Origin of the sequence: Pseudomonas eucalypticola (assembly GCF_013374995.1) — a bacterium.
In the GTDB taxonomy this organism is placed as follows: domain Bacteria; phylum Pseudomonadota; class Gammaproteobacteria; order Pseudomonadales; family Pseudomonadaceae; genus Aquipseudomonas; species Aquipseudomonas eucalypticola.
Window position 1 is genome coordinate 5,037,272 of the sequence record NZ_CP056030.1, and the last position, 12,844, is coordinate 5,050,115.

Consider the following 12,844-nt stretch of genomic DNA (forward strand, 5'->3'; position numbering starts at 1 on the left):
CATGCACCACCATACCCATGACCTGATCAGCCCGGTGCCCGGCACCACCCGGCAGATCCACAGTTTTCACTACGGCCCCACGGACGGCGCCGGCAAAATCTATATACAGGCTTCGCTGCACGCCGACGAACTACCCGGCATGCTGGTGGCCTGGCACCTCAAGCAGCGCCTGGCCGAGCTGGAGCAGGCCGGGCGCCTGACCCACGAAATCGTGCTGGTGCCGGTCGCCAACCCGGTGGGCCTGGAACAAGTGCTGATGGACGTGCCCCTGGGCCGCTACGAGCTGGAGAGCGGGCAGAACTTCAACCGCCTGTTCGTGGACCTCAGCGATGAAGTCGGTACCGAAGTGGAACCCCACCTCAGCGATGACCCTCAGCACAACGCCAGGCTGATCCGCGCCAGCCTGCGCAACGCCCTGCACGCCCAGGTGCCGGTCACCCAGTTGCAATCCCAGCGCCTGGTGTTGCAACGCCTGGCCTGCGATGCGCTGATGGTGCTGGACCTGCACTGTGACTTCGAAGCCGTGCAGCACCTGTACACCACGCCCGAGGCCTGGCCCAAGGTCGAGCCGTTGTCGCGCTACCTGGGCGCCCAGGCGAGCCTGCTGGCTACCGATTCGGGCGGCCAGTCGTTCGACGAGTGCTTCACCCTGGTGTGGTGGGAATTGCAGCAGCGCTTCAACCACCGTTTCGAGATCCCCCAGGGCAGCTTTTCGGTGACCGTGGAACTGCGCGGCCAGGGCGATGTGGACCACCCCACGGCCTTGGCCGACTGCCAGGGCATTCTCGACTACCTGACCCACTTCGGCGCCATCAGCGGCACCCCGGCGCCCTTGCCCGCGCTGCTGCAGCCGGCCACGCCACTGGCGGCCGTGGAACCGGTGGCCACGCCCGTGGGCGGCCTGCTGGTGTTTCATGTGCTGCCGGGCACCTTGATGACGGCCGGGCAGTTGATCGCCGAGGTCATCGACCCGATCACCGACACCGTCACCCCGGTGCGGTCGGCCCAGCCTGGCCTGCTCTACGCCCGTTCGCTGCGCCGCATGGCCACCGCCGGCATGGTCATCGCCCATGTCGCCGGCCGTGACGCCTACCGCAGCGGCTACCTCCTTTCGCCTTGAGACCCACTTGCCCATGTACAAACTGACCATCGAAGGCCTGCACAAACGCTACGGCGACAACGAAGTGCTCAAGGGCGTGTCGCTCAAGGCCAACACCGGCGACGTCATCAGCCTGATCGGCGCCAGCGGTTCGGGCAAGAGCACCTTCCTGCGCTGCATCAACTTCCTGGAAACCCCCAATGACGGAGCCATGAGCCTGGACGGCAAGCAGATTCGCATGGTGCAGGACAGCCACGTCATGCGCGTGGCCGACCCGGCCGAGCTGCAGCGCATCCGCACCCGCCTGGCCATGGTGTTCCAGCACTTCAACCTGTGGAGCCACATGAGCGTGCTGGAAAACGTGACCATGGCCCCGCGCCGCGTACTGGGCGTGAGCAAGCACGAAGCCGAAGACCGTGCGCGCCGCTACCTGGACAAGGTAGGCCTGCCAGCGCGGGTGGCCGACCAATACCCGGCGTTCCTTTCCGGCGGCCAGCAACAACGGGTAGCCATTGCCCGCGCCCTGGCCATGGAACCGGAGGTGATGCTGTTCGACGAGCCTACCTCGGCGCTGGACCCGGAACTGGTGGGCGAAGTGCTGAAGGTGATACAGGGCCTGGCCGAGGAAGGCCGCACCATGATCATGGTTACCCACGAAATGAGTTTCGCGCGGCAGGTTTCCAACCAGGTCATGTTCCTGCACAAGGGCCTGGTGGAAGAACAGGGGGCGCCGGCGGACGTGCTGGGCAACCCTACCAGCGAGCGGTTGCGCCAGTTCCTCAGCGGCAACCTGAAGTAACACCCGCCCCGTTTTCAACAAAACTATCTGCCGGACGCTGCTGTCTTTGGTTTAACCCCCACGGACAGCGCCCATGCCCGATCACGCCCGCCATTGGTTCGCCCACCAACACTGGAAGCCCTTCGCGTTCCAGAAGCAGGTCTGGGCAGCGGTGAAAGCGGGACAATCCGGGTTGCTGCATGCCAGTACCGGCGCCGGCAAGACCTATGCGCTATGGTTCGCGGCCCTGCAGCAGTTCGCCAGGGCCGGCAGCCGCACCGCGCCGCTGACGGTGTTGTGGATCACGCCCATGCGCGCCCTCGCCGCCGACACCCAACGCGCGCTGCAAGCGCCCCTGGACGACCTGCAACTGCCTTGGAGCCTGGGCCTGCGCACAGGCGACACCAGCAGTGCAGAGCGTGCCCGCCAGGGCCGGCGCCTGCCGACCACCCTCATCACCACTCCGGAAAGCCTGACCCTGCTGCTGGCTCGCGAGCAGGCCCGCACCGAGTTCGCCAGCCTGCGCATGGTGGTCGTGGACGAGTGGCACGAATTGATCGGCAACAAACGCGGCGTGCAGCTGCAATTGGCTCTGGCGCGCCTGCGCCGCTGGCAGCCTGAGCTGATCGTGTGGGGTATTTCCGCCACATTGGGTAACCAGGCCCATGCCCAGGATGTGCTGCTGGGCCCGGGCGAAGGGGTCAGCGTGCAGGGCGCCGACGCCAAGCGGATAGAAGTCGATACCCTGCTGCCCGGCGCCATCGAGCGTTTTCCCTGGGGTGGCCACATGGGCTTGCGCATGCTCGACCAGGTGGTGGCCGAAATCGACTCCAGCAGCAGTTGCCTGGTGTTCACCAACACCCGCGCCCAGGCGGAAATCTGGTTTCAGTCGATCCTTGACGCTCGTCCCGACTGGGCCGGCATCATTGCCCTGCACCATAGTTCCCTGGCCCGGGAAACCCGTGACTGGGTGGAGCGGGCACTCAAGCAGGGTGAACTCAAGGCCGTGGTCTGTACGTCGAGCCTGGACCTGGGGGTGGATTTCCTGCCAGTGGAACGTGTGCTGCAGATCGGCTCAGCCAAGGGCGTGGCGCGGCTCATGCAGCGCGCCGGCCGTTCCGGCCACGCCCCCGGCCGCGCTTCGCGGGTCACCCTGGTGCCCACCCACAGCCTGGAACTGGTGGAAGCGGCCGCCGCCGAGCAGGCCGTGGCCGACCGCCAGATAGAACCGCGCCAATCGCCCCACAAACCCTTGGACGTGCTGGTGCAACACCTGGTGACCATGGCCCTGGGGGGCGGTTTCCGGCCTGACGAGCTGCTGCCGGAGGTGCGCAGCGCCTGGGCCTACCGGGACCTCACCGATGACGAGTGGCAATGGGCCCTGGCATTTGTGCGCCATGGCGGTCATTCGCTGACCGCCTACCCCGACTACCGGCGTGTGGAGCCTGACGAACAGGGCGTGTGGCGGGTGCCTGACGCAAGGCTGGCGCGCCGCCACCGCATGAGCATCGGTACCATCGTCAGCGATGCGAGCCTGCAACTCAAATTCTGGAGCAAGGGCGGTGGCGGCCGCTCGCTGGGCAGCGTGGAGGAAGGCTTCATCGCCCGCCTGCGCCCCGGCGACGGCTTCCTGTTCGCCGGCCGGCAACTGGAGCTGGTGCGGGTGGAAAACATGACCGCCTACGTCAAGCGCAGCACCGCGAAAAAAGCCGCCGTGCCGCGCTGGAATGGCGGGCGCATGCCGCTGTCCAGCGAGCTGGCCGATGCCCTGGTGGTGCAACTGGGCCTGGCTGCCCAGGGGGAGTACCACAGCGCGCCCATGCGGGCCGTGCGCCCGCTGCTGGAAGTGCAGCAACACTGGTCTGCGTTGCCGACCCCCGCCACCTTGCTGGCTGAAACCCTGAAGTCCCGGGAAGGCTGGCACCTGTTCCTCTACCCCTTCGCCGGGCGCCAGGTGCACCTTGGCCTGGCCAGCCTGCTGGCCTCACGCATGAGCCGCCAGCAGCCGCTGACCTTCTCCATGGCGGTCAATGACTACGGCTTCGAACTCCTCAGCGCGACGGCCGTGGATTGGGCGCAGTGGCTCAATGGCGCCCTGCTCAGCCCGGACGATTTGCTGGCAGACGTGGTGGCCAGCCTCAACGCCGGTGAACTGGCGCAACGACGTTTTCGGGAGATTGCCCGTATTTCCGGCCTGGTCTTCGGGGGTTACCCTGGTTCGCAGAAAAGCACCCGTCAGGTGCAGGCGTCCAGCAGCCTGTTCTTCGAGGTCTTCAAGCAATACGACGCCGGCAACCTGCTGTTGACTCAGGCTCAGGAAGAGGTACTGCGCCAGGAGCTGGATGTGCAGCGCCTGGCCCAGACACTCACGCGCATCCAGGGCCTGCGCCTGGACCTGCACGCACTCAAGCGGGCGACCCCGCTGGCGTTTCCGCTGCTGGTAGAACGCTTCCGGGAAAGCCTGAGCTCCGAAAAACTCGCCGACCGAATCGCGCGCATGGTCGGTGAACTCGAACGGGCGGCCGACCAGTGAATGGGCATTACCCCGTGGACCTGAACGGCGCGCGCCTCTGGTTGCTGCCCGAAAAAGCCATTTACTGGCCAGCCCAGCGCGCGTTGTTGATCGCCGACGCCCATTTCGGCAAGGCCGCTGCCTACCGGCGCCTGGGCCAGCCAGTACCCCATGGCACCACCGCCAGCAATCTGGCCGTGCTGGATAGCCTGTTGGCGCAGCATGAGTGCGAGCAATTGATCTTCCTGGGGGACTTCCTGCACGCACCCGGCTCCCAGAACCCGGCAACGCTCGCCGCGTTGACGGCCTGGCGCGAGCGTCATGCCAGACTGGCGGTCACCCTGATCCGCGGCAACCACGACAGGCGCGCCGGTGATCCACCTGCGGCACTGGACTTCCAGGTGGTCAGCGAGCCGTGGGTGGTCGGGCCTCTGGCGCTGCAGCATGAACCCATGCCGCACCCACAGCTGCCCGTGCTGGCGGGGCATGTGCACCCGGTGTACCGGCTACAAGGACGAGGCCGCCAGAGCCTGCGCCTGCCCTGCTTCGTGCTGGGGGAGCAAATGAGCCTGCTACCGGCCTTCGGGGCGTTCACAGGTGGCTATGCCGTGCGCCCAGGGGCGGAGGAGAACGTCTACGTGGTCGGCGACGGGCACGTATGGCCAGTGGGAAGGTAGGCGTTTGTCACCGCACAGGGGCCGTGTGCCGGCCCCTGTACCGTTGCTCAACTCACCGTCACGCTACAGGCGCGGGGGGCGGCTGGTCGGGAATGGTGGGTTCGCCGGGTTCTTCGGGCTGAGGGTAGTCGGGGTTGGGGTCAGGGTCCGGTTGGCCCGGTACGCCGCCCGCTTGTTGGGCCATGGGGTTGGCCAGCAAGGTCCAGGCTAGCATGCCAATCTGGTTGGGTTGCAGCCTGGCCAGTTCGGCGCTGATGGTCGGGTCGATTTTCATAGGCACTCCCTGGGCAAAGGTCCGCTGCGCGTAACGCGAAACGGAACAGTTCACCTCGATAGAGTGCCTTTTTCCCGACTAATTCCTTGCGCCGGTCGGATTAAGTGCGCGGCAGGGTCACGCCACGCTGGCCCTGGTACTTGCCACCGCGGTCCTTGTAGGACACTTCACACTCTTCGTCGGACTCCAGGAACAGCATCTGCGCCACGCCTTCGTTGGCGTAGATCTTGGCCGGCAGCGTGGTGGTGTTGGAGAACTCCAGGGTCACGTGGCCTTCCCACTCGGGTTCCAGCGGCGTCACGTTGACGATGATGCCGCAGCGCGCGTAGGTGCTCTTGCCCAGGCAAATGGTCAGCACGTTGCGCGGGATACGGAAGTACTCCACGGTACGGGCCAGGGCGAAGGAGTTCGGCGGAATGATGCACACGTCGCTCTTGACGTCGACGAAGCTCTTCTCATCGAAGTTCTTCGGGTCCACGGTGGCCGAGTTGATGTTGGTGAACACCTTGAATTCATCGGCGCAGCGCACGTCATAGCCGTAGCTGGACACGCCGAAGGAGATCAGCCGGTCGGCGCCTTCGCCACGCATCTGGCGCTCGACGAAAGGCTCGATCATGCCGTGCTCTTGCGCCATGCGGCGAATCCACTTGTCCGATTTGATGCTCATGGCGGGTGTCCTGAATAGCGAGGTGTGAAAATGATGCCGGCATCTTACCGGACCGCAGGCCAGGGCTCAAAGCGCAGTGGTCAATTAGCCGCCCGGGAGCCGGGGAAAAGTGCGACTTTTCGTCACTTGCCCACGCCGTCAGTCATGATTTGGGATATTCGTTGCGAAGGGCATTGGCAGGCCCCGGAAAAAGGGTTATGGTGGCGTCACTGTGTTGCTTGTGTCACTGAGAATCTCTACCCGATGTTTTACATCTTCATGAATTTTCCTGCTCTTTGCACTCAGTCTCGGCCAGGGCGTTCCTAGCCGCAGTTAACTTTGTCCAAGGAGACTCACCATGTCCAATCGCCAAACCGGTACCGTTAAGTGGTTCAACGATGAAAAAGGCTTCGGCTTCATCACTCCACAATCCGGTGACGACCTGTTCGTACACTTCAAAGCCATCCAGGCTGACGGCTTCAAAAGCCTGAAAGAAGGCCAGCAAGTTTCTTTCGTCGCTACCCGCGGCCAGAAAGGCATGCAAGCTGAAGAAGTTCAAGTTATCTAACTTGTACTGAACAGTTAAAAAGAACCCCGCTCTCGAGCGGGGTTTTTTTATACCTGGAATTTGCGATGCCTGTTCCCCGAGCTCGCCCGGTCCGGGCGAAGCTCGGGGACCAAATGACGCCGCTCTCAATCGTCGCTGACAGTGATGTTCGGCATCGCGGGCGCCGCGGCTTCCTGCAGCACGATCCGCGCACCGACGTGGCGAGCCAGTTCCTGGTAAACCATGGCGATCTGGCTCTCCGGCTCGGCGATGGCCGTGGGCTTGCCGCTGTCGGCCTGCTCGCGGATCAGCATCGACAACGGCAACGACGCCAGCAGCTCCACGCCATACTGGGCCGCCAGCTTCTCGCCACCGCCTTCACCGAACAGGTGTTCGGCGTGGCCGCAATTGGAGCAGATGTGCACGGCCATGTTCTCCACCACGCCCAGCACCGGAATGTTGACCTTGCGGAACATCTCCACGCCTTTGCGGGCGTCCAGCAAGGCCAGGTCCTGGGGGGTAGTGACGATCACGGCACCGGCCACCGGCACCTTCTGCGCCAGGGTCAGCTGGATGTCGCCGGTGCCTGGCGGCATGTCAATGACCAGATAGTCCAGGTCGTCCCAGGCGGTCTGCGTGATCAACTGCAGCAACGCGCCGGACACCATGGGCCCACGCCACACCATGGGGGTGTTGTCGTCGGTCAGGAAGGCCATCGACATCACCTCGACGCCGTGGGCCTTGAGCGGCACGAACCACTTCTGGTCCTTGACAAGCGGCCGGGTGCCTTCGGCAATACCGAACATCACGCCTTGGCTGGGGCCATAGATGTCGGCATCGAGAATCCCTACCCGCGCGCCTTCACGCGCCAGGGCCAAGGCCAGGTTGGCCGCGGTGGTGGATTTGCCCACCCCGCCCTTGCCCGAGGCCACGGCCACGATATTCTTGACGTTGGCCATGCCTGGCACCTGGGCCTGAGCCTTGTGCGCAGCGATCACGCTGTTGATCTGCACCGTGGCGCGGGCGACGCCCTCCAGGCCCTCGATGCCCAACTGCAGCATCTGTGCAAAACCGTTCTTGAACAGGCCGGCGGCGTAGCCCAGCTCCAGCGTGACGCTGACCTGCTCGCCATTGATGTCGATGGCCCGCACGCACCCGGCGCTGACCGGGTCCTGGTTCAGGTAGGGGTCTGTGTACTGGCGAAGCACGGCCTCGACGGCTGCGCGGTTGACGGCGCCCATGGGTTCTCCCGTTATATAAAGACTGAGCAAGACAGGCGGCTATCCTAGCGCGTCCGCGGCAAGGTAGGGAAAATCTCGAAGCCACCCGCACCACCCTGCGGGCAGAGGAAGCCTCGGGAGGGTGAAAAAAATCCGCCGGGCCTTTATAGTGGCCGATCTTCGTTTGACTTCTAAGTAGCCGAGCCCCATGTCCGAGCCCCGCAAGATTCTCGTCACCAGCGCCCTGCCCTACGCCAATGGTTCGATCCACCTTGGCCACATGGTCGAGTACATTCAGACCGACATGTGGGTGCGTTTCCAGAAGCACCGCGGCAACCAGTGCACCTACGTCTGCGCCGACGACGCCCACGGTTCGGCCATCATGCTGCGCGCGGAAAAGGAAGGCATCACCCCCGAACAACTGATCGCCAACGTCCAGGTCGAGCACAGCACCGACTTCGCCGACTTCCTGGTGGAGTTCGACAACTTCCACTCCACCCACTCGCAGGAAAACCGCGAGCTGTCGTCGCAGATCTACCTGAAGCTGCGCGACGCCGGGCACATCTCCCAGCGTTCGGTGACCCAGTATTTCGACCCCGACAAGCAGATGTTCCTGGCCGACCGTTTCATCAAGGGCACCTGCCCCAAGTGCGCGGCCGAAGACCAGTACGGCGACAACTGCGAGAAATGCGGCGCCACCTATGCACCCACCGAGCTGAAGAACCCCAAGTCGGCGATCTCCGGTGCCACCCCGGTGCTGCGTGACTCCCAGCACTTCTTCTTCAAGCTGCCCGACTTCCAGGACATGCTCAAGGCCTGGACACGCAGTGGCACCCTGCAGGACGCGGTGGCCAACAAGCTGGCCGAATGGCTGGACAGCGGCCTTCAGGAGTGGGACATCTCCCGCGACGCGCCGTATTTCGGCTTCGAGATTCCAGGCGAGCCGGGCAAATACTTCTACGTATGGCTGGACGCCCCCATCGGCTACATGGCCAGCTTCAAGAACCTGTGCGCACGCCGTCCGGAGCTGGACTTCGACGCGTACTGGGGCAAGGACTCCACCGCCGAGCTGTACCACTTCATCGGCAAGGACATCATCAACTTCCACGCCCTGTTCTGGCCCGCCATGCTCGAAGGCGCCGGCTCCCGCAAGCCGACCGCGGTGAACGTGCACGGCTACCTGACCGTCAACGGCCAGAAAATGTCCAAGTCGCGCGGCACCTTCGTCAAGGCCCGTACCTACCTGGACCACCTGTCGCCGGAGTACCTGCGCTACTACTACGCCTCCAAACTGGGCCGTGGCGTGGACGACATGGACCTGAACCTCGACGACTTCGTGCAGAAGGTCAACTCCGACCTGGTGGGCAAGGTGGTCAACATCGCCAGCCGCTGCGCCGGCTTTATCCATAAAGGCAACGCTGGCGTGATGGTGGCCGAGAACGCCGCCCCCGAGCTGACCGATGCCTTCCTGGCCGCGGCACCGAGCATCGCCGAAGCATACGAGGCCCGTGACTTCGCCCGTGCCATGCGCGAAATCATGGCGCTGGCCGACCGCGCCAACGCCTTTATCGCCGAAAAGGCGCCCTGGGCCCTGGCCAAGCAGGAAGGCAAGCAGGCCGAAGTGCAGGCGGTGTGCGCCCTGGGCGTGAACCTGTTCCGCCAGCTGGTGATCTTCCTCAAGCCGGTGCTGCCGAAGCTGGCGGCCGACGCCGAGGCGTTCCTCAACGTGGCGCCGCTGACCTGGGACGACCACAAGACCCTGCTCGCCAACCATGGCCTGAACCCGTTCCAGGCGTTGATGAGCCGTATCGACCCGGTAAAGGTACAAGCCATGGTCGACGCCTCCCGGGAAGACCTGGAAGCCAGCCAGGCCGCCGCCGCACCTGCCGGCAATGGCGAGCTGACCAAGGACCCGCTGTCACCGGAGATCGAGTTCGACGCGTTCGCGGCTGTCGACCTGCGCGTGGCCCTGATCGTCAAGGCCGAACAGGTGGAGGGTGCCGACAAGCTGCTGCGCCTGACGCTGGACATTGGCGACGAGCAACGCAACGTGTTCTCGGGCATCAAGAGCGCCTACCCGAACCCGGCCGAGCTGGAAGGTCGCCTGACCATGATGATCGCCAACCTCAAGCCGCGCAAAATGCGCTTCGGCATTTCCGAGGGCATGGTCATGGCCGCCGGCCCGGGCGGTGAAGAGATCTACCTGCTGAGCCCGGACAGCGGCGCCAAGCCAGGCCAGCGCATCAAGTAACACCCCGCCCTGGCGGTCATGCAGGAGCTGGCTTGCCAGCGAGCTGTTCTGGGTAACCAGACGCTCGCTGGCAAGCCAGCTCCTCATTTATTCCGGACACCTGACATGAGCCTCATTCAACGCATCGATGCCCTTCTGCCCCAGACCCAGTGCGGCAAATGCGGCCATGGCGGCTGCATGCCCTATGCCCAGGGCCTTGCCGCTGGCGAGGCGATCAACAAATGCCCGCCCGGCGGCACCGAAACCATCATCGCCCTGGCCCAGCTGCTCGAGGTGCCCGTCATCCCCCTGGACACCTGCCGCGGCAGTGCCCCGGCCCAGGTCGCTTATATCCGCGAGGCCGAGTGCATTGGCTGCACCAAATGCATCCAGGCCTGCCCAGTGGATGCCATCGTCGGCGCCGCCAAGCTGATGCACACGGTGATCGTCGACGAATGCACCGGCTGCGACCTGTGTGTCGCGCCGTGCCCGGTAGACTGCATCGAACTGCGGCCACTGGCGCCCGACCAGGGCGTGGCCATCGTCGGCGGCCTGGCCCACGACGATAGCGAGCGCGCGGCTCGGGCCCACAAGCGTGAGCGCGCACGACGCCGCTTCGAGCACCATAAGGCGCGTCTGGCCCGTGACCTGGCACGCCGTGAAAGCCAGCGCCAGGCCCGGCTGGCGGTACCGGCCGACCCCGTGCAGGCCGCGCTGGCCCGCGTGCAACCGCACAAGGCGGGTGATGATGCCGTGCTCAAACAGGCCAAAGTCGCCGCAGCCATGACCCGCGCGCAGTGGACCAAGACGCTGCGCGTCTACCCGACACCGCCCACCCTGGAACACTTTCAGCGCCTGGAGGCACTGGACGAAGAAGCCCGCAAGGCCGAGGCCCACTTGGCTGGCCTGCAACCCCAGGTGCCGGCCGCCCAAGCGCCAGCCCCCGGCGCTGACGTAAAGCGCCTGAAGATACAACTGGCCATGCGCCGCGCAGAGCTGGGCAAGCTGGAGCGTGCCGACAACGCCGATGCCACAGCGCTGGAGGCTGCCCGCCAAGCCGTCAGCCTGGCCCAACAAGCGCTGGACGCCAGTAGCCAGCCATGACCTCAGGACACCGTGACCGATGAACGCCGCCAAACGCCGGGAGATTTTTCGCCGGCTCCATGAAGACAACCCCGAACCCAAGACCGAGCTGGCTTATACCTCTGCCTTCGAGCTGTTGATCGCGGTCATACTGTCTGCCCAGTCCACCGACGTGGGCGTGAACAAGGCCACCGCCAAGCTGTTCCCCGTCGCCAACACCCCCGCTGCCATTCATGCCCTGGGCGTTGACGGCCTGTCGGCGTACATCAAGACCATCGGCCTGTACAACAGCAAGGCGCGCAACGTGATCGAAGCATGCCGCATGCTGGTGGAACTGCACGGTGGCGAGGTACCGCAAACCCGCGAGGCCTTGGAGGCCCTGCCGGGCGTGGGCCGCAAGACCGCCAACGTGGTGCTCAACACCGCGTTCCGCCAGCCCACGATGGCGGTGGACACGCACATTTTCCGGGTGAGCAACCGCACGGGCATCGCCCCCGGCAAGAACGTGCTGGAAGTGGAAAGAAACCTGCTCAAGTTCGTCCCCAAGGACTACCTGCTCGATTCACACCACTGGTTGATCCTGCATGGCCGTTACGTGTGCCAGGCGCGCAAACCACGGTGTGGCAGTTGCCGCATCGAGGACTTGTGCGATTACAAGTACAAGACCTCCGACGATTGAGCGCTTATTGAAAAAGCTGATCAGGCGATTGAAAAAATCTTTTTTACCTGTTGCGTTTTTACCGATATAAGGTGCGCCAATGGCATTCCAAGCCTGGAGTTGACTCTATGAGCACTGGTAAAGAAGAACTGGATGTGGAAGACGAATTCACCCCCGTCGACAGTGAAGATGACGCTCCCGTGGAGACGGCGAAAACCAACCTCAGCAAACGACGCACCATCGACAATCTTCTGGAAGAACGCCGGCTGCAAAAGCAGTTGGCCGACTACGATTTCGACCTCTGACCGCCCCCCCGGCCTTGGGGTATCGGTCAGCGAGGGGTTTACCCTGGCACGGTAGCTCGCTGACCCTCCCATTGCCCCTCCCATTGCCCGCCGGTCATCATGCCAGGCCGTTGCGCTGGGCCAGTTCGATCAGGTCCACCAGGGACCGGGCATTGAGCTTGAGCAACAGCCGGGTCTTGTAGGTGCTGACAGTCTTGTTGCTCAAGAACATGCCGTCAGCGATTTCCTTGTTGCTCTTGCCCCGCGCCAACTGTTGCAACACCATCATTTCCCGACCCGACAAGCGCTCGATCATCTGCGCCTCGGAAGCATTGCCCAGGCTGGAGCGCACCGAGTGCAATGCCTGGTTGGGGAAGTAGCTGTACCCCGACAACACCGCCTTGATGGCGCTGAGCAATTCCGTCAGGTCTTGTTGCTTGCACACGTAACCCGCCGCGCCGGTCTGCATGCAGCGCATGGAAAAATGCCCGGGCGCCTGGGACGTGAGCACCAGCACCTTCACGGGCCGCTTCTCCGCCGCCAACCGGGCGATGACCTCCAGGCCATCGAGCTTGGGAATGGCGATGTCGAGAATCACGATGTCCGGTTCGTGCTCCCGTGCCAGTTGCAAGGCTTCCACGCCATTGTCCGTCTCCCCCACCACCTCGTAGCAGTGGCGCTCCATCAGCATGCGCACCGCGAGGCGAATGACAGGGTGATCATCCACGATCAGCACTTTATTCATGGGAAAATCCAATTATCGCTGTTCGAATTTTTAGAGCCCGCACAATAGCCTAGTCGTCTGGCCATTTGCATTGCATCGCCACCATCCACCT

Annotated in this window: 13 protein-coding genes; 9 read left to right on the forward strand and 4 right to left on the reverse strand. The window is 64.1% G+C overall.

Annotated elements, in window-relative coordinates; genetic code table 11:
• Position 1: 1 nt before the first annotated feature.
• The 4 genes from HWQ56_RS22400 (at position 2) to pdeM (ending at position 5,066) form a co-directional block, all read left to right on the forward strand.
• Positions 2-1,120: a succinylglutamate desuccinylase/aspartoacylase family protein gene (locus HWQ56_RS22400; protein ID WP_158155092.1), complete on the forward strand. Its 1,119-nt coding sequence runs from the start codon at positions 2-4 to the stop codon at positions 1,118-1,120.
• A gap of 13 nt (positions 1,121-1,133) precedes the next feature.
• The gene (locus tag HWQ56_RS22405; RefSeq protein WP_176572468.1) at positions 1,134-1,898 is read left to right on the forward strand and encodes an ABC transporter ATP-binding protein; all 765 of its coding nucleotides are present in this window, start codon (positions 1,134-1,136) and stop codon (positions 1,896-1,898) included.
• 73 nt (positions 1,899-1,971) lie between these two features.
• Positions 1,972-4,410, forward strand: coding sequence for a ligase-associated DNA damage response DEXH box helicase (locus HWQ56_RS22410; RefSeq protein WP_176571802.1), 2,439 nt, complete (start codon positions 1,972-1,974; stop codon positions 4,408-4,410).
• Positions 4,407-5,066: a ligase-associated DNA damage response endonuclease PdeM gene (gene pdeM, locus HWQ56_RS22415; protein ID WP_176571803.1), complete on the forward strand. Its 660-nt coding sequence runs from the start codon at positions 4,407-4,409 to the stop codon at positions 5,064-5,066. Before HWQ56_RS22410 ends, pdeM begins: the two co-directional genes overlap by 4 nt.
• A 58-nt stretch (positions 5,067-5,124) precedes the next feature.
• On the opposite strand, the gene HWQ56_RS22420 is transcribed toward pdeM, so the two are convergent.
• Together HWQ56_RS22420 and dcd are read right to left on the reverse strand one after the other, a co-directional pair.
• On the reverse strand, positions 5,125-5,340 hold the full coding sequence (locus tag HWQ56_RS22420; RefSeq protein ID WP_158155088.1) for a hypothetical protein: 216 nt from the start codon (positions 5,338-5,340) through the stop codon (positions 5,125-5,127).
• Between the two features lie 100 nt (positions 5,341-5,440).
• Positions 5,441-6,007: a dCTP deaminase gene (gene dcd / locus HWQ56_RS22425; RefSeq protein WP_003184751.1), complete on the reverse strand. Its 567-nt coding sequence runs from the start codon at positions 6,005-6,007 to the stop codon at positions 5,441-5,443.
• Positions 6,008-6,344: 337 nt separating this feature from the next.
• Between dcd and HWQ56_RS22430 the strand changes: the two genes are divergently transcribed.
• The gene (locus HWQ56_RS22430; protein ID WP_008365925.1) at positions 6,345-6,554 is read left to right on the forward strand and encodes a cold-shock protein; all 210 of its coding nucleotides are present in this window, start codon (positions 6,345-6,347) and stop codon (positions 6,552-6,554) included.
• A 125-nt stretch (positions 6,555-6,679) separates the two neighbouring features.
• Here the strand turns inward: HWQ56_RS22430 and apbC are convergent, their stop codons facing one another.
• Complete coding sequence (gene apbC / locus HWQ56_RS22435; RefSeq protein ID WP_176571804.1) at positions 6,680-7,774, reverse strand: iron-sulfur cluster carrier protein ApbC; 1,095 nt, start codon at positions 7,772-7,774, stop codon at positions 6,680-6,682.
• A 187-nt stretch (positions 7,775-7,961) separates the two neighbouring features.
• On the opposite strand from apbC, the gene metG reads away from it, so the two are divergent.
• The 4 genes from metG to HWQ56_RS22455 all read left to right on the forward strand — a co-directional run bounded on the left by metG (position 7,962) and on the right by HWQ56_RS22455 (position 12,029).
• Positions 7,962-10,004, forward strand: a complete 2,043-nt coding sequence (gene metG / locus HWQ56_RS22440; RefSeq protein WP_176571805.1) for a methionine--tRNA ligase — start codon at positions 7,962-7,964, stop codon at positions 10,002-10,004.
• Positions 10,005-10,109: 105 nt separating this feature from the next.
• Entirely contained in the window at positions 10,110-11,087 is a 978-nt protein-coding gene (locus HWQ56_RS22445; protein ID WP_245217798.1) for an RnfABCDGE type electron transport complex subunit B, read from the forward strand.
• Between the two features lie 19 nt (positions 11,088-11,106).
• Positions 11,107-11,745 carry an endonuclease III gene (gene nth / locus HWQ56_RS22450; RefSeq protein WP_158155084.1) on the forward strand — a complete coding sequence of 213 codons (639 nt, stop codon included), beginning with the start codon at positions 11,107-11,109 and terminating at the stop codon, positions 11,743-11,745.
• A gap of 107 nt (positions 11,746-11,852) precedes the next feature.
• Complete coding sequence (locus HWQ56_RS22455; protein WP_176571807.1) at positions 11,853-12,029, forward strand: PA3496 family putative envelope integrity protein; 177 nt, start codon at positions 11,853-11,855, stop codon at positions 12,027-12,029.
• 97 nt (positions 12,030-12,126) lie between these two features.
• Here the strand turns inward: HWQ56_RS22455 and HWQ56_RS22460 are convergent, their stop codons facing one another.
• Complete coding sequence (locus HWQ56_RS22460) at positions 12,127-12,753, reverse strand: response regulator transcription factor (protein WP_158155083.1); 627 nt, start codon at positions 12,751-12,753, stop codon at positions 12,127-12,129.
• Between the last annotated feature and the right edge of the window lie 91 nt (positions 12,754-12,844).

What these genes read in the sequence shown, in the direction of transcription:
- HWQ56_RS22460 (WP_158155083.1), bottom strand. Translation starts at nt 12,753, where the DNA reads ATGAATAAAGTGCTGATCGTGGATGATCACCCTGTCATTCGCCTCGCG.
- dcd (WP_003184751.1), bottom strand. Translation starts at nt 6,007, where the DNA reads ATGAGCATCAAATCGGACAAGTGGATTCGCCGCATGGCGCAAGAGCAC.
- HWQ56_RS22410 (WP_176571802.1), top strand. Translation starts at nt 1,972, where the DNA reads ATGCCCGATCACGCCCGCCATTGGTTCGCCCACCAACACTGGAAGCCC.
- HWQ56_RS22430 (WP_008365925.1), top strand. Translation starts at nt 6,345, where the DNA reads ATGTCCAATCGCCAAACCGGTACCGTTAAGTGGTTCAACGATGAAAAA.
- nth (WP_158155084.1), top strand. Translation starts at nt 11,107, where the DNA reads ATGAACGCCGCCAAACGCCGGGAGATTTTTCGCCGGCTCCATGAAGAC.
- HWQ56_RS22405 (WP_176572468.1), top strand. Translation starts at nt 1,134, where the DNA reads ATGTACAAACTGACCATCGAAGGCCTGCACAAACGCTACGGCGACAAC.
- HWQ56_RS22420 (WP_158155088.1), bottom strand. Translation starts at nt 5,340, where the DNA reads ATGAAAATCGACCCGACCATCAGCGCCGAACTGGCCAGGCTGCAACCC.
- HWQ56_RS22445 (WP_245217798.1), top strand. Translation starts at nt 10,110, where the DNA reads ATGAGCCTCATTCAACGCATCGATGCCCTTCTGCCCCAGACCCAGTGC.
- metG (WP_176571805.1), top strand. Translation starts at nt 7,962, where the DNA reads ATGTCCGAGCCCCGCAAGATTCTCGTCACCAGCGCCCTGCCCTACGCC.
- HWQ56_RS22455 (WP_176571807.1), top strand. Translation starts at nt 11,853, where the DNA reads ATGAGCACTGGTAAAGAAGAACTGGATGTGGAAGACGAATTCACCCCC.
- HWQ56_RS22400 (WP_158155092.1), top strand. Translation starts at nt 2, where the DNA reads ATGCACCACCATACCCATGACCTGATCAGCCCGGTGCCCGGCACCACC.
- apbC (WP_176571804.1), bottom strand. Translation starts at nt 7,774, where the DNA reads ATGGGCGCCGTCAACCGCGCAGCCGTCGAGGCCGTGCTTCGCCAGTAC.